This is a genomic window from Desulfitobacterium sp. PCE1, from assembly GCF_000384015.1.
GTDB lineage: Bacteria > Bacillota > Desulfitobacteriia > Desulfitobacteriales > Desulfitobacteriaceae > Desulfitobacterium > Desulfitobacterium dehalogenans.
Map to the genome: position 1 here is coordinate 2252864 of NZ_KB913023.1, position 19615 is coordinate 2272478.

13 protein-coding genes are annotated in these 19615 nt (G+C 44.2%); 4 read left to right on the forward strand and 9 right to left on the reverse strand.

The window, feature by feature from the left end:
• Positions 1-74 precede the first annotated feature (74 nt).
• From DESPCE1_RS0111150 to DESPCE1_RS24010, 6 genes are all read right to left on the reverse strand, one after another.
• Complete coding sequence (locus tag DESPCE1_RS0111150; protein ID WP_014794103.1) at positions 75-1802, reverse strand: phospho-sugar mutase; 1728 nt, start codon at positions 1800-1802, stop codon at positions 75-77.
• Positions 1803-1987: 185 nt separating this feature from the next.
• Positions 1988-2863 carry a DegV family protein gene (locus DESPCE1_RS0111155; RefSeq protein ID WP_014794104.1) on the reverse strand — a complete coding sequence of 292 codons (876 nt, stop codon included), beginning with the start codon at positions 2861-2863 and terminating at the stop codon, positions 1988-1990.
• Positions 2864-3019: 156 nt separating this feature from the next.
• Complete coding sequence (locus DESPCE1_RS0111160; RefSeq protein ID WP_028305539.1) at positions 3020-3604, reverse strand: flavodoxin family protein; 585 nt, start codon at positions 3602-3604, stop codon at positions 3020-3022.
• Between the two features lie 459 nt (positions 3605-4063).
• On the reverse strand, positions 4064-4894 hold the full coding sequence (locus DESPCE1_RS0111170) for a GNAT family N-acetyltransferase (RefSeq protein WP_014794107.1): 831 nt from the start codon (positions 4892-4894) through the stop codon (positions 4064-4066).
• Positions 4895-4946: 52 nt separating this feature from the next.
• Positions 4947-5933 (reverse strand): D-glycerate dehydrogenase, encoded by a 987-nt coding sequence (locus DESPCE1_RS0111175; protein WP_014794108.1) that lies wholly within the window; start codon positions 5931-5933, stop codon positions 4947-4949.
• Positions 5934-6044: 111 nt separating this feature from the next.
• Positions 6045-6173 (reverse strand): hypothetical protein, encoded by a 129-nt coding sequence (locus DESPCE1_RS24010; protein ID WP_014793085.1) that lies wholly within the window; start codon positions 6171-6173, stop codon positions 6045-6047.
• Positions 6174-6899: 726 nt separating this feature from the next.
• On the opposite strand from DESPCE1_RS24010, the gene DESPCE1_RS0111190 reads away from it, so the two are divergent.
• Positions 6900-7652: a hypothetical protein gene (locus DESPCE1_RS0111190; protein WP_014794110.1), complete on the forward strand. Its 753-nt coding sequence runs from the start codon at positions 6900-6902 to the stop codon at positions 7650-7652.
• 216 nt (positions 7653-7868) lie between these two features.
• On the opposite strand, the gene DESPCE1_RS0111195 is transcribed toward DESPCE1_RS0111190, so the two are convergent.
• Positions 7869-8237 (reverse strand): LysM domain-containing protein, encoded by a 369-nt coding sequence (locus DESPCE1_RS0111195; RefSeq protein ID WP_014794111.1) that lies wholly within the window; start codon positions 8235-8237, stop codon positions 7869-7871.
• Between the two features lie 395 nt (positions 8238-8632).
• Here DESPCE1_RS0111195 and DESPCE1_RS0111200 point away from each other — a divergent pair, with 395 nt between their 5' ends.
• Genes DESPCE1_RS0111200 through DESPCE1_RS0111210 form a run of 3 tightly spaced genes read left to right on the forward strand, consistent with a single transcriptional unit; the run spans position 8633 to position 11402 of the window.
• Positions 8633-9658 carry an ABC transporter substrate-binding protein gene (locus DESPCE1_RS0111200; protein WP_014794112.1) on the forward strand — a complete coding sequence of 342 codons (1026 nt, stop codon included), beginning with the start codon at positions 8633-8635 and terminating at the stop codon, positions 9656-9658.
• A 36-nt stretch (positions 9659-9694) separates the two neighbouring features.
• Positions 9695-10624, forward strand: a complete 930-nt coding sequence (locus DESPCE1_RS0111205; RefSeq protein WP_014794113.1) for an ABC transporter permease — start codon at positions 9695-9697, stop codon at positions 10622-10624.
• On the forward strand, positions 10599-11402 hold the full coding sequence (locus DESPCE1_RS0111210) for an ABC transporter ATP-binding protein (protein WP_014794114.1): 804 nt from the start codon (positions 10599-10601) through the stop codon (positions 11400-11402). Before DESPCE1_RS0111205 ends, DESPCE1_RS0111210 begins: the two co-directional genes overlap by 26 nt.
• 558 nt (positions 11403-11960) lie before the next feature.
• Here DESPCE1_RS0111210 and addA read toward each other — a convergent pair.
• Together addA and addB are read right to left on the reverse strand one after the other, a co-directional pair.
• Positions 11961-15959, reverse strand: coding sequence for a helicase-exonuclease AddAB subunit AddA (addA, locus tag DESPCE1_RS0111215; RefSeq protein WP_019850514.1), 3999 nt, complete (start codon positions 15957-15959; stop codon positions 11961-11963).
• A complete protein-coding gene (gene addB, locus DESPCE1_RS0111220) occupies positions 15952-19596 on the reverse strand; it encodes a helicase-exonuclease AddAB subunit AddB (RefSeq protein WP_014794116.1) in 3645 nt (1214 codons plus the stop codon). Before addB ends, addA begins: the two co-directional genes overlap by 8 nt.
• Positions 19597-19615: the final 19 nt, after the last annotated feature.

Below are 19615 nucleotides of genomic sequence, written 5' to 3' on the forward strand. Positions count from 1 at the left end.
TCCACTCAAAAAAACTGATGGAGAAGGCATTTCCAGGCGAAGCAATCTGTATTTCGGTCTTAACTCAAGGTGCACTAATCTTCGATGAGCTCAAGCAAATCCTTTTTAACACGTTCTAAGGTGTTGGGGAGCTGTTCCGGATCAGATTCTCTAATATTGAAGTAAAATTTAATTTTAGGCTCTGTTCCTGAAGGACGGGCCATGACAAACCCCCCGCCCTGGAAAGAATAGCGGATGACATTGGATTGGGGAAGAGAAAGAGTATAACTATGGAGGGGGGAAATCATCCTTCTTCCTTTCCTCAACTCATAATCGTCAATGCATTCGATGGGAATACCCCCGAAGAACTTTACATCGGTCTCACGGAGTTTAGCCATCATCTTCACCATTTTCTCCCTACCTTCTTTGCCTTCCAAGGTAATGGAGATCTGATCATCAATAAAATAACCATACTTCTCATAGATATCCTCTAAGACTTGCAGTAATGAACGGCCTTCTACTTCCTGATAGTAAAGAGCCGCTTCCGCAAGTAAGAGAGAAGCGATCACTGCGTCCTTATCTCGTACAAAATGTCCGGCTAAATACCCATAACTCTCTTCAAAACCGAATTGAAAATCTCCATTTCCTTGGGCTTCCATTTCCTGCTCTTTCTCGGCAATGAATTTAAACCCGGTGAGAACATTTTCAATTTGAACTCCTAAATCCTTGACCATGAGATCGGCAAGATCCGTAGAGGCAATCGTTTTAATGACGACGGCATTATCAGGTAAAATACCAAGTTTCTTCTTTTGGCTGAGAAGATAATAGCTCAAAAGGGTTCCTACTTGATTCCCCGTGAGCTGCTGATAATCCCCTTGAGGTGTTCGAAATGCCATTCCCAGACGGTCTGCATCGGGGTCTGTAGCGATTAACATATGGGCATTTACAGCTTCACCATATTTTTTAGCCAAATCAAAAGTGGTGGGAATTTCAGGATTAGGATAAGGAACCGTTGTAAATTCCGGATCCGGCTCCTCTTGTTCGGGAACAGTAAATACAGAATAGCCCATGTCGGTTAAGATTCTTCTCACCAACATATTCCCTGCTCCATGCAAAGGAGTATAGACAACGGATAGATTGCTTCCCTTTGTCCGGGAAAGTTCCGGATATAAAGCCAATTCTTTGACCTTGCTCAAATAAACTGAATCAATCTCTTCACCAATCTCCACCAAGAGTCCCTTGTCCCGAGCTTCCGCCTCCCCAAGGGGGAAGATATCATCCCAACGTTGATGACCCTTTATATAGGCCAAAATTTGGTCTGCACGGCCTGGCGGGACCTGACCTCCATCCTCCCAATACACCTTATAGCCATTATATTCCTTAGGGTTGTGGCTGGCAGTAATCACAATTCCTGCTTGAGCCTTAAGGTGGCGAACTGTGAAAGAAAGCTCTGGAGTCGGGCGCAGATCCTCAAATATATAGGCCTTAATTCCGTTGCCGGCAAGCACTAAAGCAGCCTCTTTCGCAAAACGATCAGAAAGACGACGGGAATCATAGGCAATAACTACCCCCCGCTTCTTCCCCTCTTCTCCTTCTTCAAGGATTAAGTCAGCCAAGCCTTGAGTTGCTTTGCGAATGACATAGATATTCATACGATTGGTACCGGCACCCAGTACACCTCGTAGTCCCCCGGTGCCAAATTCCAAATCCATATAAAACCGGTCCTCTATCTCTTTCTTATCCTTAATGCCTGCGACTTCAGAGCGGGTATCATTATCGAAATAGGGACTGGTCAGCCAAAATTGGTAACGCTCTTGAATCATCGATTTCTTCTCCTTCCATATAACCACATATACCACAGTCAATCAGATACTCTCTTTCGGCGAAAGACTCTCTCATAGTGCAAAGAAGCTCACAGAGTAATCTGTAAGCTTATGGCGAGTGGAGCCAACCAGGTATTGCTTGCATATCTTATCTTCTTAATAGTACATATCTTTCATCTTTAACACTACTTTTGAAGTGAAGGATAGACCAAAAGCCCAACGAGACCCGGCCCTGTATGAACACCCAAGGCAGGACTGACTTGACCGAAAAATACTTCTTTTGTGTTAGGGTGCTCGCGAGCTATTTTTTCCAAATTACGGGCTTCAGCTTCCGAACCACCATGGACGATAGCTACACTGGCAATGCTCTCCTTCAAATGGTCCAAGAGAACTTGTTTTAAGCGTTTTAAAGACTGCTCCCGTCCGCGAACTTTAGCAAAAGTAAAATATTTGCCCTCTTCATTAATAGAAATAATCGGCTTAAGATTAAGCAATTCCCCAATTGTACCGGCAACATATCCGATTCTTCCGCCCTTTTTCAAATATTCTAATGTAGAGAGGACATAATAGCCCTTGATTTGCTCAACAGCCTTCTTAGCTGAAGCTACTACTTGTTCGAAATCCAAGGTACGCCGGCTCTCCCGAGCAGCCTCAATGACAGTCATTCCTAGGCCCATGGAAAGAGTCTTTGTATCAACAACCTCAATAATCATATCTTTAAATTCCTGGGCTATAAGTGAAACAGCTTGATATGTACCACTGAGTCCACTGGATAGATGCAACGCCAAAATATGGGTTACCTTTTGTTCACGTAAACGATTAAAAACCGCTTGAATCTCAGCGGGAGACGGCAAGGATGTTTTGGGAACCTCCTGCTCCAAAGCATCATAGACTTCTTGCGGTGAGATATCTACACGATCTCGATACTCACGGTCATGATAAATTATATGTAAAGGTACGACTTCAATGCCATATTCTCTAATAATCTCCGGTTCCAAATCACAAGCACTATCTGTGACGATAGCAATTTTGGTTTCTTGAGGATTGATAGGCTCTGCCATATGCAACTATCCTTTCCATACTCTATTTTTTACGGGATAGGGTAAGCTAATAAAACCTAAGGCTAGTATAGCATAGTCCTAATATTATTTTTAGAGGAATTTTCACAATTTAATCACATTTTTAAGTGAATTAGTAAATACCAACCGATCCTCATTTTATAGCTGAGCAAGGGCTAAGGCTTTTGCATGTACTTCGCTGAAGGCTGAGTGGTGAAGATCGATATCCCCGGCCTGATCTATTCCTTTATAGGCACAACTTCCATAATATTTGATATCTAAAACATGATAAAGATTCTTTACGGCCCGCTCGGCGCAAGTAAAGACATCCGGGAATCGAGTCCCTGCTGCCGAAAGAAAAAGCCCGTAACGAGGCAATCGTTCTGATTCTGTGATTACGGGTTGTTTAAAGACATATTTTAAAGCCCAAAAAGTCTGCATACGATCAATTACTGCTTTAGTTTGAGCGTTAATCCCCATAAAAAACACAGGTGCCGCCACAATGATACGGTCAGCGGCCACAAGTCGTTCTTGAAGATATTGAATATCATCTTTTTGAACACACTGGCCTGTTTTCGAACAAGCATTGCACCCTAGACATGGTGAGAATTGAAGATCGCGAATATTGATGATTTCGGTGGAATAGCCGGTTTCAGCCAGTGCTTTAATAGCTTCTCTTAATAACCGATCCGTATTACCGTTACGGCGTGGACTCCCAGCTATACCCAAAATATGTGGTTTCAATAAAGTCACCCCATTATTCACACTATCGTGTCTCTATTATACATGAAATGTCATTAATAGTAAAAGCGAGTTACCTATTCTAATAGGAACTCGCATTACCTGGGTGCACAGAAAATATCTAGGTTACACATCGTTTGTTGGGTGACCGACAAATTACCAGATCCTTTCTATGGATTCGATTGGCCTTGTAGCTGATTACTGCTGTTTACAGCTAATCTTTGAGTTAGGAATCTTAATCGATTCTAATCCAATAGAAGCTAGTATCGCTTCAATTACAAGCTTATCATTATCGCTCATTGAACTCCCCCCTTCATATTGTATTTCTCAACTATAACAAATTTATCAATTTATGGCAATAGGTAAAAATAGGATCTTCCTTAACTAATTCTTCACCCTCACTTTTTTAGTGTATGCGATCATTCTTTAAATATGTCATCGAATAAGAATTCTACTTTTATTTTATGTTTCAATACTTGATGGGTGCATAGTATAAACCATTTCATATTGTATATCCTTGGGATTTACTCCGTGTCGGCTTAAATAGGCTGTCAGCCAATCCTTAGGTTGATTCGTCAATACAAATTCGCCTTGAGTAATGTTTAGAATAGAGCTTATGAGTTTCTCCACCTGTTCCCAAGCCATGGTCCATGCATCCAATATCACAAGGCTTTCCTGTGGCATAAGTATTCCGGAAGTTCCTTCTGAATTGAGCCAAGCTCTCAGTGATGTATAGCGCTTAAGGTATTCTTCCTGTCTCTGCCAAGGAGGATGAAAACCGGCCTCATTTCTTGCTTGAAAGTAATCGGATAGATTTGCTTTCCGTAAAGAACACCCACGGTCTAAGTTAGCGCAAGTTAAAGGAATACCATTATGGTAGCGATAAACATAAAGGTCACGTTTTTTTTGAAAGCCAACTCGTTCATATATCTTACCAGCATGATTATGACTCAATACTTCAAGTTGAATTCCTTTTAATTGAAGTGACTCCGCTCTTACTATTTGATTCTCTAAAAGGGGGTGAAAAAGTTGTTGCCCCCTAAACTCCGGATCGATACAAGTCCCCGCAATCCAACCCATATGGTTTTCTACTGCTAAAAGAGAAAAGCCAATGAGTTGGTGGGAGCTTCTCAATGCTACGGAATGTAATAAATCGATCCGACACTTCTCTAACCACGCTTGCATTTGTGGTACAGTGTAGTGCATTTCGTAATAATATCCCTGCCAGCAACGATTCCAGGCAAGTGTAAGTTCTTCAAGACCAACGTCTCCTAGATGTGAATAGTAAAACATTAAATAGAAACTCCTTATGCTATATTTCTTAATATCTAAATCTTTTTATAAACTACTGCTTAGCTGCTAGAACAGATGGATTCACACAGTGAGGGGGTTGTTGACCTTGCAGAAATGTGATTAAATTTTGAGCAGCCAAACGTGCCATTTCCCGACGTGTTTTAATTGTTGCGCTGCCAATATGAGGAAGTGCCACACAATTCGTAAGGGTAAGCAAGGGATGATTCGTAGATAAGGGTTCCTTATCAAATACATCAAGACCAGCAGCGTAGATCTTGTGATGAACTAGAGCCTCATAGAGATCTTCCTCATTCACTATGCCCCCTCGTGATGTATTGATCAGTATGGAAGTGGGCTTCATGAGCTCCAGTTCCTTTTTTCCTATCAAATTCCGGGTCTCTGTAGTATAGGGTGTTAATATACAGACAAAATCCGATTCCTTCAATAATTCTTCTAATGAACTGTATAGAACCCCTAGTTTCTTTTCTACTTCCGGCTTTGGTGTCCGATTATAATAGATGATCTTCATATCAAAGCCCTTAGCCCTCTTGGCTAAAGCCTCCCCGATTCTTCCCATACCAACTATTCCTAAAGTTGCACCAAAAATATCCTGACCGGCTAAAAGCATAGGAGACCATGTTTTCCATTTGCCTTGGCGAAGATATTGAGAAGCCTCCTCCATACGGCGAGCGGTCATCATAAGTAAAGCAAATGTTAAGTCTGCTGTTGTTTCGGTTAGAACTCCTGGGGTGTTCGTAACTAAAATATTGCGCGCTGTTGCGGCCTCGATATCTATGTTATTGTACCCCACTGCCATATTGCTGACTATTTTAAGGTTTTTACCCAAAGCCAACAAAGAATCATCTATAGACTCTGTTAACAGGCAGTATAATCCATCTACCTCACGGATTTCCTGCTCCAAAATAGATCGTGGAACGGTCGTATCCTCCTCAGGCCAGATCTTAACCTCACAAGCTTCTTCCATCAATGCGAGAATATCCTCTGGAATTTTACGAGTAATAAAAATTTTTGGTTTCAAAGTCTATCCCTCAATTCGCCATATTTTTCGATTTCTATTATTTTAGATTACCATAATCAATATCAAAATCAAAGAGCGTCCCCAGTGGGGACGCTCAGGAGACTCGTTTATTTAGAAGATTACGCCAAGAGCAATTAGGATAAGAATTGCAATAGCGATGATCCCAACGCCGACAAAACTGCCAAATCCGCCGCCAGGGCAACATGCTCCACCCATGCCACCATAACCCATTCCGTACATGATATTACCTCCTTCTAATTATTTGATTTAGTTAAGCTTAGAATACGATGCCCATAGCAATGAGCAGTAGAATAATTACGACAACAATAGCGATTCCAGCAAGATGACTTGGTCCTCCGCAACCGTCTAAACCTGCACCTAATGCCATATCATTTCCCTCCAGTATCTTTTAGGCCTTTGGAATGTTTTTCCTGGTCTAAATTATGTTAAAGAGCGATAAGGTGTTACTGTGTTTTCCCATCAATGGTTACTATTGGCAACTCACAAAAAGGTTGTCTAAGAAAGCAACAAAAAACCTTTGATCGAGTTGATCAAAGGTTTTCAAGTAAATCTTAATCCCGCAAAGCTCCTCCAACGAAGAAGATTTCCCTGGGTAAATAACATTAGCTAAGACATTGAACCTAAACGGTGTTGGGAAACTAAATAAGGATTGACACATGGGTCTGTTACTCTGGAAAGGTTCTTCGAATTCCCACAAAGCGAAACGTCCAAAAAGCTAGAAATTAAGGTTAGGGTATTCAAGTTCTTTAACACCACAAGGATAGATACTCGAAATGGGTAACCTGTAAACTCTTAAACTGACTTGGAGGAGCTCTGCGAGAAACTTGACTGAATCGTTTCTACACTTTTATAATAGAAGGATCAACGGCAAAAGTCAATACCTGGAACTATGTAAATAGTGGAATATCTGGAAAGACCATAAAATAATTCATTGGAGGAATCATAATGAGAGCACAATTCACCTTAACCCCTAGTGAGTCAAAACGGCTCATCGCTAAAGGAGTAATGGCTTTGCCTACCATTCAGAAAGCACTTAAAAGTCATACGGTCATTCTTGCCGGAGGAACGACCAACGGATTTCTTGTAGAAGAATTACTCAATGAAACGATTGAAGAAAAAACTCGTTACACTTTAGGCATGATTGCAGATGGAAAAACTGGAGAAAGTAAAGAAGAGAATCGCATCCATCCCTTCATTATTTCAAAAGGCAAGGCCCTTGATAAATCCGTTCATTGGAAAGAATTCCTTCCTCAATTAGAACCAGGAGATGTGTTCATCAAAGGCGGAAACGCCTTGGATTCTACAGGATTGGCGGCAGTGTTGGTCTCTAATTCCATGGCAGGTACTATTGGTGCAGCTTCAGGGCCGCTCTATGCCAGAGGTGTTCAACTGGTTGTTCCCATTGGACTTGAGAAGTTGATTCCTGATGTTCGTGAAGCCGTTGAATTTATGGCCTCAGCTCCTGCGGACACAGCTCTTGGTGCTAAAGTCGGTCTCGTCCCAATGCTTGGGGCGACAGTCGTTACTGAAATCACAGCTCTCGAAACCCTTTATAACGTTACCGCCAAATGCATTGGTGCCGGTGGTGTTTCTGGTTCTGAAGGGGCGGTTACACTGGTTATCGACGGTGAAGCTTCTGAAATAGAGAGAGCACTGTCCCATATCCAATCCTTCAAGGGAGAGCCACCCGTTCGTTAATCTATTTAAGGGCTGTTCATGGTTTAAACAGCCCTTTTTCTTATCATACATTTTGCCAGATCGTCCAAAATCCCAATGTCCGGAATTTGGAAGTAACCAGCGAAGAATAAAGCAAATAATATAGAGTAATAGCGAAAACCAAACGGTTCCCAGCCTCTTGGGCTTAGAAACTGTTTGGTTCAAATTTATTCCACCTTAAAAATTCATTAATTTAGATCATACACAAGGAATAATGAGAACTTGACCGGGAAAAATCAGATCGGGATTACTGAGATTGTTGGCAAGGATAATAGCTTGCATCGTTGTACCGAATTTCTGAGCTATTTTATAGACGCTGTCCCCTCTTCTCACAACATAGGTGACCGGTTCCGGTGCAGGCGGGGGGCAAGGCGGAGGACATGGCGGGGGGCATGGCTGAGGGCAACAAAGATCATGATGGCTATGATGCATACTATGCATACCATGCATACTTTCATGACCATAGCAGGATTGATAAGGATTTCCCATATCCATAGTCACCTGACCAGGATGAAAACATAGACCCTGAGCAATATATCTATTTTGCATGTTCATCGGATGGTTCATAAGATTTCCTCCTCAATTTATACAAGCATTCAAACACATACTTACCTGGATTCTATTCAAACCCATTCTTTCTGGCGTTTTCCTAATAGCAATATATGGAATTGCAGGAATAATGAGTATGTACCTTCAATTTTTTATTTTTATATAAAACATGCCTCTTAAGAGATCGATCTACCATAATATAGTAATAAAAAATGAGACTTTTAGGGTGTATATAACAACTTCAGTTTTTTGAAAACAATTCTATAAAAGAGGATTGACATTCATACAATAAAACTATAAGATAATAAAAAATAGAATAGTTGTAGAATAGTAGTACAGTAGGTGTGAGGCATAAGTGCACCCCTGCGGAGGTGTATTTTTTATTGCCTAAATAAGAGGAGGTTTGTAGGAAAATGAAAAAAGGTAGTTTAAAAAGAATGTTGGGAATTAGTTTAAGTCTTGTCTTGGCACTGGGCCTGGCCGGATGCGGCAGTACTGCGCCAAGCACTAAGGAAACCCCTCAGGGGGCAGCGCAAGGTTCTTCTGAAGAGAAACAAGTGAAGATTGGGATTATCCAAATTGTGGAACATCCTGCCTTAGATGCCGCTCGGGAGGGCTTTTTGGAAACCTTTAAAGCTAATGGCTATGAAGAAGGCAAGAACTTAACCATAGACAATAAAAACGCTCAAAACGATCAGTCTCTTCTCAATTCGATCGCTCAAAAATTTGCCACCAGTGATCTCGATCTCATTCTGGCTATTGCCACTCCTTCAGCACAAGCTATGGCCAGTGCCACAGATGAGATCCCCATTTTGATTACAGCCGTTACCGATCCGGTGGAAGCCAAGCTGGTGGACAGCATGAATAAACCCGGCGGCAATATATCCGGAACTACGGATATGAATCCCATTAAGGATCAATTAGAACTCCTGAAAAAACTGGTACCCACCGCCAAAACCGTCGGTGTCATCTATAATGCCGCTGAAGTAAACTCTGAAGTTCAAGTACGCATTGTCAAAGAAGAAGCTCCTGCTCTTGGCTTGGAAATCGTTACGACCACGGTGGCCAGCAGCGCCGACGTGCTGCAGGCAGCCCAATCCTTGATCGGAAAAGTCAACGCTATTTATGTTCCTACCGATAATATGGTTGTATCTGCCGCTCAATCCGTCGTTCAAGTGGCCAATGCCAACAAGATTCCTCTCATTTCCGGAGAGAGCAGCGTTGTCGATGCCGGCGGACTGGGAACCATTGGTATCAACTACAAGAACTTAGGGGCACAGACCGGTGAAATGGCTCTTCGCATCCTTGATGGGGCTAAACCTGCCGATATGCCTGTCGAGGGTCAGAAAAACTTTGATATCGTCTTGAATCAAGAAGCGATTGACTTACTCGGAATCGAAGTCCCTGCCGACATTAAGAGCAAAGCAATCATTAAATAATCTAAATTAGAGATAAAATATTGAGGTGTGTTGATCATGTTCTCCCTAAAAATTGTAGTAGGAACTCTAGAACTCGGACTTATGTACGCCATCATGGTCCTGGGAGTCTATCTAACTTTTAGAGTACTGAATTATGCGGACTTGTCTGTGGAGGGCAGCTTCACTTTAGGAGCTGCCACCGCAGCCACCCTTATCTTTCAAGGCTATAATCCCTGGTTGGCCACGGCCATTGCCTTTTTTGTCGGCTGTATCGCCGGGATCTTCACCGGGATATTTCACACCAAATTTAAGATCACCGCTCTCCTGTCCGGAATTTTAACCATGACCGCTTTATGGTCTATCAATTTACGCGTTATGGGCAAAGCCAATATCTCTTTGCTCAAGACACGGACTATTTTTACTGATTTTAAAAGTTTTCCCGGTATGAATCAATATGGAACCCTGATCTTAGGCCTTTTAACGATTATTATCCTCGGTATCCTGATCTACCTCTTCCTTAATACCGAAATCGGTTTGGCCTTGCGGGCCACCGGTGATAATGAACTGATGATCCGGAGCTTAGGGGTAAATACCGACGTAATGAAAATTCTCGGTTTGGGTTTATCCAATGGTCTCGTTGCTTTCTCCGGCAGCTTTGTCGCTCAACACCAACAATTTGCCGACGCCAGCATGGGGGTCGGCATGATTGTGGCAGGACTGGCCTCCGTCATTATCGGTGAGGTTCTGGTGGGAACCTCCTCTATTGGTCGGACAATACTTGCCGTAATCTGTGGCGGCGTTATTTACCGAACCATTATCGCCATCGTCCTCCGACTCGGACTAGAGCCCACCGATTTAAAACTTCTCACCGCTGTTATTGTTCTTATCGCCCTCGTCTCACCCAGTTTAAAATCGAAATTCTCCGCGTTTAATGGCGGCATTTTGAGGAAGGGGGATTCCTATGCTAACAGTTCAGAATCTAACTAAGGTCTTCAATAAGGGAACTATCAACGAAAAGAAAGCCCTTGACCGTCTTTCCCTTGAGCTCGCCCCTGGAGACTTTGTCACTGTGATTGGTTCCAATGGCGCAGGCAAGTCTTCCATGATGAACGCTATTGCCGGGGTGTTTATCCCTGATAGTGGAGAAATTTCTATTGATGGCACCACCATTACCAAATGGGCCTCCCATAAACGGTCGGGACTCATCAGCCGGGTGTTTCAGGATCCTTTATCAGGCACTGCCGCCTCGATGACCATTGAAGAAAATTTGGTTATGGCTTTGCGCCGGGGTGAGTCCCGTCGTCTGCGCTGGGCCTTAAATGTTAATAAACGAGATTACTTTCGTAATGAACTATCCAAACTGGGGTTAGGACTTGAAGGGCGCTTAACCACAAAAGTTAAGCTCTTATCCGGCGGACAACGTCAGGCACTGACCTTGCTTATGGCTACCCTTCAGAACCCAAAACTTTTATTGCTGGATGAGCATACCGCGGCTCTGGATCCCAAAACTGCCGAAAAAGTAATGGAGCTTACCTGCAAAGTGGCGCAAAGCTCCAAACTAACAACATTAATGATTACCCATAATCTTGAACAGGCTCTTGCCGTAGGCAATCGGACAATTATGATGCATGAAGGTCGAATCATTCTTGATATTCGTGGCGTTGAACGTCATAACATGACCATTGGCAGATTGCTGGATATGTTTGAAAAAGCCAGTGGTGTTCATATGAACAATGACCGGATGATGCTGGCCGGAACTCGTTAAAGAGGACGGTAAGCTTTCTGGTGCTAACACACCTCTTTCCCGATGATAAGTGGAGACACATATCATCGGGATTTTTTATTAAGGTCTGAAAGTTCAGTCTCCTGGAATTCTCCAGGATTTTGCTTTGCATCGGTCGCTCTATAAGCTGCGCGGACAAAACTAACGCGAAAAGCCCTCCGCTGCGTGCTTTTCGCGAAGTTTTGTTTCCGCTCGCTTAAATTCGCTCCCTTTCGTAAAGCAAAATCCTTGGGCTGTCTTCCGGGATCTGAACATGCGGATGTAGGATAGGCTCTCCGCCCCGGATAAAAAACCCAAAAGAGAATATAAAGGACCCACAAGCGTAGCTTTACGCACAAGAGCGAACGGATTTAGCGGAAGGGCGGTCAGGTCAACGAGGCTTTCTTAACGTAGCGCAGCCACCGGTTCACATGCAGAAAACAGCGGGGTTTGGCGTAGCTGTTAAGAAAGCGAGTTGACCAGCCCTGGAGCTATGGAGAGAGCGTTGTGCGTAAAGCTACGCTACGCGACCCAAACAAGCCTTTTCCCCTCTGCCGGCGCTCACATCATAACCACCGATTCCAGGGCAGCCTGAATAACTTCTTTCGGCATGACAAACTCACGCTGAACCGACGTGGCATAGATTACACACTCTCGAACAGGGATTTTGAGAAGCCTTTCTACAGCTAAAGCATACACCCCAAGCTGAAGTGCATAGCGATCGATCAAGGTTGGTTCCGGGTCAGACACCCCCGCCAAATTATCGGTCTTAAAGTCAATGATTCGTGCCCAATGCTCCTGATGGGACAGAAGCACTGCGTCGATGATTCCCTGCACAAGAACAGGTTCTTTTTGGGTTTTGAGACGTAGTGAAAGGTTAAAGGGAACCTCTCTTCGTACTTCTTCAGCTTCAAACAGATGCCTGCCGCTGATTGAATCCAACAGATTCCTTAATAAGGCAAGGGCTACCGCCCTCCCCTGCTCTACAGTCAGAATTTCCCGCCGGACTAATGAGTCGATATACTCCTTAAGCATGCTTTCGCGGACTTCTTGGGAAAGACTATCCCAAATATCCCGCCAATCTGCCAAGGGTAAATGTTGAATAGCGGCGTGCACTGCCGTCCCTCTTTCTGCGGGAGTTAATTCCTTCTGAGATAAAATGAATTGAGGACGCAGAAAACCGGGAGTGGACAAGGAAGGTTGGAATTCGTATTCATGATCACTATACCATGGCAACTGTCGTTTCAATTCACTGACACTGGTCTTGGCGGATTGATTGGCCCCTTCAGAGTATGGATATTGCCAGTCAAGCTGTTTAAAGACTTCCTCCTTAAAATTTTCCATATCTATGCCCATAGTTTCAGGTACTTGTGTCTCAGTAGTCTCGGCTTCCTCATGAATTGCTTTATCTTGGACAGTTTCCCCATCTTGAGAAAGCGCCCTTCCGGCAATCCTTTCATGAACGATCACTTTCCATTGAGATGAGCCATCGGGAAGTACACTCTCTAAGGGAGATCTGCCAAGTTTGAACAAATCCTCAGGATGACGTATTAAAGCCGGCCCAATCCAATCCAAGTAGGTCTTAGCACCACGCAACTGGCCGTTAGGAAAGGCAATGCCGGAGCAAGACAAAGATAAGCTCTGCCACTTGTTGATAGCTTCAATCAGCTTATGGTGATGACCAAAGAGGAATAGGCGCTCCTTTCCCCGGGTGAGAGCTACATAAAAGATCCGCAGCTCTTCGGCAAGAGCTTCTTGCCATAGACGTTCTTTCACGGCGTATTGAATAATGGATGGATAACGAACCTGGTTCTCAATATCTATTAATGGGATTCCAACTCCTAATTGTGAGTGGAGCAAAAGTTGACTGCTAAGGCTGCGAGTATTAAATCTCTTTCCCAACCCGGTCATGAAGACGACTGGAAATTCCAGACCTTTACTGGAGTGCACTGTTATGAAACGGACCACATTCTCCTTTTCCCCTACGGTACTTGCACTGCCCAGATCCTTACCCTGGGCTTGAAATTTCTCCAGGAAACGCAGGAAACGGAATAAGCCCCGATAATTGGTTGCTTCATAACGACAGGCACGATCATAAAGGATTCGTAAATTCGCCTGACGTTGAGCACCGGAAGGTAAGGTTCCTACATAGGCCAGATAACCAGTGTCTTCATAGAGATGCCATAGCAAGTCGGCCAGAGAGGTCCGCCGCGAACGCTGCCGCCACTCATGCAACTTGGGAAGAAAGGAATCAACCTTCCCTTTTATCTCAGGTGATGTATCGAGGATATGCTTAGTTTTAATCTCGATTTGAGGTAAGATCTCCTGGTGTTTTGCTAAAATCTCCCTGACTTCTGAATAGAATCCATTCCCAAGCTTCTCTTGTTGGTGAGCATTGCTTGCCCAAAAGGTCAGAACCATAGTCTCGTAAAAATCTCCTTTTGGGAGTAGAGAACGCAATTTCCCTAACTCTGTTCCATTCATGCCTACCAGAGGGGAACGGAGTACTGCCGCAAAGGGAATATCTAAACGTGGATTATCAATAATTTTAAGTAAGGATAAAATTGTATCGACCTCATTGGTACCAAAATAACCACTGTTGGTTTCTGCATAGACAGGAATTCCTGCACTTTGAAATTCTTCAGCATAGACTGAGGCCACGGATGCTAAGGAGCGCATGAGAATAACTATATCTGAATACTGTACCGGCCGATAATCACCCAGTTCCTTATCATAAACTTGAAACTCGTGCCCTAAGACCATCTTTTGAATACGAGCTGCAACCAAACGTGCTTCAATACGGGCGCTTTCCGCCTCTTCTATAGAAGACTCATCATCACCTGACTCCAACTCTCTATCCTGATCAAATCCCACGAATTCGTCTTCAGTTCCTCCATCTTGGCCTGTTGAAAGATCGATAGTCTTCGGATCAAATAAATGAACCTCAATAGGGCCCTCGGCAGTTCTAAGTTCTGAGCTAGAGACAAATTTAGCCCCCGGTCTCAGGGCAGCCTGCTCGTCATAGGCAATCTCCCCTGCCCCCTCAGTCATGATCTGATAGAAGAGATAATTAATTCCTTGAATCACCTCAGGCCGACTACGGAAGTTCTGGTTGAGATCAATGACTAAATTGGGGGAAGCTTCCTCCCCCTCTCTATAATGAGGAAAATCCGCATACTTACGAAGGAAAAGTCCGGGATCTGCCATCCGGAAACGATAGATGCTCTGCTTAACATCCCCCACCATGAACAGATTGGCATCCTCTTCATGTTGTCGGGAAACCAGCTGTAAGATTCGCTCTTGAACCGGATTGATATCCTGATATTCATCCACGAGAACTTCCGCATAATACTCCTGAAGTTTTAAGGCAATATCTGTAGGCTGTTTGTCCTTTGTCAATAGATGTAAGGCATAGTGTTCCAGATCTGAAAAGTCCACTATATTTTTTTGCCTTTTAGCTATTTGATAGTTTTGGGCAAACTGTTGGGTAACTTGAGCTAGAGTAGCAATCAACTCCGCCATCTTTTTTAGAAAAGGGATCTGCCCAGCCAAGGGCACAGAGAACACCGTATTCTTGATTTCGTCCAGTTTCTTTTTGGCTTCATCACGTGCTTTTTTACTTTCTTCTCGTAATCGCTTTATTTCTTCCTCATCCATCAAGGAGTCCATTGACCCCTTTTTGCTTCCTCGTGGGAGGCTTGGGAAAGCTGCCGCTGCCATAAAGGCAGTCTCGATTTCACTCCAGGTCCCTTTCTCCACTACTTTCTGTAAAAAATCCAGCCTGGATTTATCATCCTGTAGAGCGGGAGCATAATGAATAGGGCCGCCCTGCGATTCTGCTATCTGATAAGCCCGCTCCAGTAAGACAAAGCCTTCCTCTACTTTATCCTGAATCCCCTGCCGAACCACCCGTCCCCATGGGCTTTGCATAAGGTCATCAAGGCTGTTCCAATCATAAGCTGCAGGCAGATCCTCCAGCCATTCTCCAGGATGGACCTGGCTCATAGCGAATTCGTGGAGCCTGAGGATGGATTCCATCAAGGGTTGATCATCACGATCTGTGCCAAAGGCATCCACTAAACCTTGAAATGCAGGCGTCTCTTCTGAATAATAAGCTTCAAACAGATCTTCAAGAGTATCTTGACGAAGAAGATCCGCTTCCGCCTCATCCGCCACGCGGAAAGCAGGATCCAGCTCGATGAGATAGAAATACTGACGAATCAGCTCCATGCAAAATGAATGAAGGGTAGTAATACTGGCTCGGTAAAGTAAGGCTCTCTGTTGCAGTAGGTGTTCAACTTGAGCAGGTTCCGTCGCTGAAAAGAGAGCTTCATCCAAAGCTTTCCCTATTCGTTCCCGCATTTCTGCTGCTGCTGCTTTAGTAAAGGTTACTACAAGAAATCGATCCACATCGACTTTCTCGTCTGCATCGGTAATACGATTGAAGAGTCTTTGGACAAGGACCGCAGTCTTACCTGAACCAGCGGCTGCTGCCACGAGAATCTGCCCCTTCAAGTCAATGGCGGCCTGCTGTGCGGGGGTCCACTTTGGATTACTCATGTAAGTTATCCTCCTTTCCGGCACCTGCTTCATCTTCACCTAACCAGATGAGCTCCTGCGTCCTTTGACTATTGTCTGTATCCTTCAGAGGACTCTTTTGGTCGGATGCCAAACTATCAGGCACCGAAACGTACTGCTCAGAATCTTGGCTTTCCACACGATTCCAAAAATCTTCATCCTGTATAACCGGTAAATTCCGATATTTATTCTCGGGCAGATAGGGATCAAAATGACATAGTGGTTTGTAGGAGCAAAATTGGCAGGCTGTATTCTTGCCCTGCTTATAAGGAGTAATTGAAATATCACCATTTAAGAGGGCCTCACCGCTGCGACGCAGGAAATACTGGAGATGCCTTCTGAGGAGGGCAAACTGCTCTTCCGTAAGAGTTGGAGAGCCCTTTTTGAATTCTCCATTCTTGTTGAATTTTACGCCCAGCAAGTTAGAATTCTCCAGGTCGCGATCCATGGCCATCAGGACCTGACGGTCGGCCAGTAAATAGCCCTTGACTTTAACCGCTTTAATACGATCCTTTTCTAATTCCTCAGGATAGAGCAGTGTTTTTGATTTCAGTTGAGGCTCAAGAACTGGAAAATATAAAAAACCTGCAGGGTGAATATTGTTTAGGCTTTTAAGATCTTGAGAGGTATCTTTGGGTATGGAGTCCATAAATGCCTCCGGTAGACTTGAGGATGATAATAGAATCTGTGCACCCTGCAAGGCCGCATCGAGGTATGCTAAAAGCTGCAAATCCAGTCCATAGTAAATCTGATTTAAGTTGACATGAGCTTCTCGGGATTTATAATCAAGAATCCTTAAGTAGATTTCATTACCGAGAATGGCCCCATCAATACGATCAATCTGACCTCTGAGAATAAGAGAGCTGCCGCCACTTAGTTCCACTTCCAACGGCGGTAATGTATCCTGAGGGCCAAATTTTACTTCCAATTCGATAGGCACGAACTCTCCCTGGCGGGCATGTTCCCCTAAGACTCGAACCGCATGATGGACGGTTCGCTTAAGCTTATGGGTTAAGTAGCGATAACGAGCATTGCTCAAAAGGATTTTGTTCTGCAATTGCAGGACGATTTGATCGGCTGCCTCATTAACCAACTGCCAGGATTGCTCTTTATTGAGCTCTCCCCAATCAAGCTCCCTCTCTCTCAAGGCAACGGCATAATCATGTAATACTGCATGGAAGAATTGCCCCATATCCGGTGGGGAAAGACGGTAATTGGAGCGCTCTTTCAGCTTAAGTCCATATTGAGCAAAGTGGGCAAAGGGACAACGTGCGAATTGTTCCAGTCGGGAAACACTGGTAACTAAACGTTTTCCATAAAGTTGCCTGGCCAAAGGTTGAGGCAGTTTCTCTTCATGGTTTTGATCGCTGATCCCTTTTTCCAGCAAAAGGACTTGGGGAAAAGCTTCAGTTTTGGTAAGAAACCAAGACCGTATTGCTTGCCATAAAGGAGAAAGAGATGTCCCTTGACGGAGTTTCTGAAGATGAAGGGCGTAAGCCGGTAACAAAGCGTAGGGATGAGGAATGAGATCCAAATCTTCCGTATCAAGACTGAGATACCTTTCTTGTAACCCAGGAAAAATCGCCTTCATCCGATTAATCACCGGAGACACCGTTAACCCTCTACCCTCCTCATCGGTAAGAGGATAGCTGATATATAACCGTTCTTTAGCACGGGTAAGTGCAGTATAGATAAAATAGTGTTCCTCGTACACCTGCACCTTTCCTTTGGGGGCCAGTATGATCCCTTTTCTTTCTAGACGGAGTCTCTCTAATTCATCAAAAACTCCTTCATTAGAAGGCTTTCCCGGTAGGATTCCATCATTGGCTCCTAATAAAAAGAGAACCGCCGTTTCAGGATTGCGGGATCGATCCAGTGAGCCTACCAAAACTTGATCATAGCCGGGAGGAATCAAGCCCAGCTTCAAATTCTCTAGACCAGAAGTAAGAATCATCGCAAAGTCAGCCAGATCCATAACTTCCTCTCCTAAGCTTGCCACCATTTCATCCAAGACTTGTATCACAGCGTCCCAAATTTGGTTTTGCAATTGTGCCTCTGCTAAATCTCCCCGGCTACGGGCTACCTCAGCCCAATCCTGAAGATGTTCGGGAACCTTCAGGCGGATGAGGAGCTCATAAATTGCCTCAGTGATTTGAGCAACGGTTACAGGGCTGCCGCAAGCTTCATGGTGAGGACGGAGGGCTTGTTCAAGAGGGCTAAGTATTTCATAAATAATCCGTCGGACTTCGTTAAGATTTTCTGCTTCTTCTATGTCCTTAGGGTCAGGGTAATACTTCCAGGGGTGATTGCCTCTCCATGCACTGCCATGGATTCCATAAGCAAGGCAGTAGTTTTCCAATCGATCAATACGGTCTTTACTGCACGGAAAGAAATCAGTTTTTAAACAGCGAAAAAGAGGCTCATAGGCCCAATCGGTTTGAACCGCTTCGATAGCCGATAAAAGCAATTCCAACAGAGGATGATGAATAACCGGACGTTTATGGTCTAAGAAATAAGGTATATCATGAGCATGGAAAACCTGTTCGATTATCCCTTGATAGCCCGCTAAATCGCGGGTTACGACGCTACAATCCCGCCACATCTTGCCCTCCTCCCTGGCAAGGCGTCTAAGCTCCCGTGCGATTCCCTCGATCTCAGCTCTTTTATTGGCTGCGGGAAATAGGGCGATTCCCGGAGGATAGAGATCTGTGGAGCCCCCTGACTTAAATGCTTTAGTAGGATAAGCATTATAGAAACGCTCAAGATGCTTTAGCCCTGCATTCTGAAACCGATGGGTTTCCGTAAGTTCAACATAGGTGATGCGGGATTTAGAATCTCGGGCTAAATTAACAAGCCCTTGGTAAGTCTGAAAAGGCTCATAAAAAAGTTCCTCACCGGGCTTAAACTGAGGATTTCTCCCTTTAATCAGTTCAGGATCAAGGGGTAATGAAATAGTTATCTCAGAAACCGTTCCCAGCATGGATTGAATAATATAAAACTCTTGAGGTGTAAATCCTTTAAACCCATCCACCCAAATTCTCGCCCCATGGAGAAAAGGAGCCTGAGAGATTTTTTCAGCCACCAGGTTCAGTTCGTCATCAGGATCCCTTACATCGAATCCTAAGGACTTATTCAATTCCTCATAGAGAAACGCTAATTCATAGGTCTTTTGTAATAGTAGTTCATCAGAATCTTGAATTCCTCTTAGTTGGTCCGGGGTGATACGGTAAATTTTAAATTCCGCAATGGCCTGAGCTAAGAGGTCAGCCATTCCGGGACGGGTAGCCGAACGAGCAAACACCCGCAAATCAGAACGATATTTTAAAAGCAGGCGGCGCAAGAGCATTCTCTTGCCCACTTCTCCAATCGGTGTCTTTCCTCCCCCACCTAATTCCGAAAAAACTCGCCAACCTAAACGACGAAAGCTCAAGACTTGAGCTCTGAGTATTCCACCGGATTGAGGATCATGAGCCAAGCTCATCTCCATTTGATGGGTAGCCTGTTCAGGAACGAGAAGAATGAGAGGTAAGCCCTCAGGATTCTCCTGGCTTTCTCTACGTATCTCATTCAAGCAGAGTGTGCTTTTTCCCGTACCCGCCCGCCCCAATATAAAACGCATACTCACCTCAAGTGCTCCT

Excerpts from the sequence above, each read along its gene's own strand:
- DESPCE1_RS0111150 (WP_014794103.1), bottom strand. The coding sequence starts at position 1,802 with ATGATTCAAGAGCGTTACCAATTTTGGCTGACCAGTCCCTATTTCGAT.
- DESPCE1_RS0111155 (WP_014794104.1), bottom strand. The coding sequence starts at position 2,863 with ATGGCAGAGCCTATCAATCCTCAAGAAACCAAAATTGCTATCGTCACA.
- DESPCE1_RS0111170 (WP_014794107.1), bottom strand. The coding sequence starts at position 4,894 with ATGTTTTACTATTCACATCTAGGAGACGTTGGTCTTGAAGAACTTACA.
- DESPCE1_RS24010 (WP_014793085.1), bottom strand. The coding sequence starts at position 6,173 with ATGTACGGAATGGGTTATGGTGGCATGGGTGGAGCATGTTGCCCTGGC.
- DESPCE1_RS0111190 (WP_014794110.1), top strand. The coding sequence starts at position 6,900 with ATGAGAGCACAATTCACCTTAACCCCTAGTGAGTCAAAACGGCTCATC.
- DESPCE1_RS0111195 (WP_014794111.1), bottom strand. The coding sequence starts at position 8,237 with ATGAACCATCCGATGAACATGCAAAATAGATATATTGCTCAGGGTCTA.
- DESPCE1_RS0111200 (WP_014794112.1), top strand. The coding sequence starts at position 8,633 with ATGAAAAAAGGTAGTTTAAAAAGAATGTTGGGAATTAGTTTAAGTCTT.
- DESPCE1_RS0111205 (WP_014794113.1), top strand. The coding sequence starts at position 9,695 with ATGTTCTCCCTAAAAATTGTAGTAGGAACTCTAGAACTCGGACTTATG.
- DESPCE1_RS0111210 (WP_014794114.1), top strand. The coding sequence starts at position 10,599 with ATGCTAACAGTTCAGAATCTAACTAAGGTCTTCAATAAGGGAACTATC.
- addA (WP_019850514.1), bottom strand. The coding sequence starts at position 15,959 with ATGAGTAATCCAAAGTGGACCCCCGCACAGCAGGCCGCCATTGACTTG.
- addB (WP_014794116.1), bottom strand. The coding sequence starts at position 19,596 with ATGCGTTTTATATTGGGGCGGGCGGGTACGGGAAAAAGCACACTCTGC.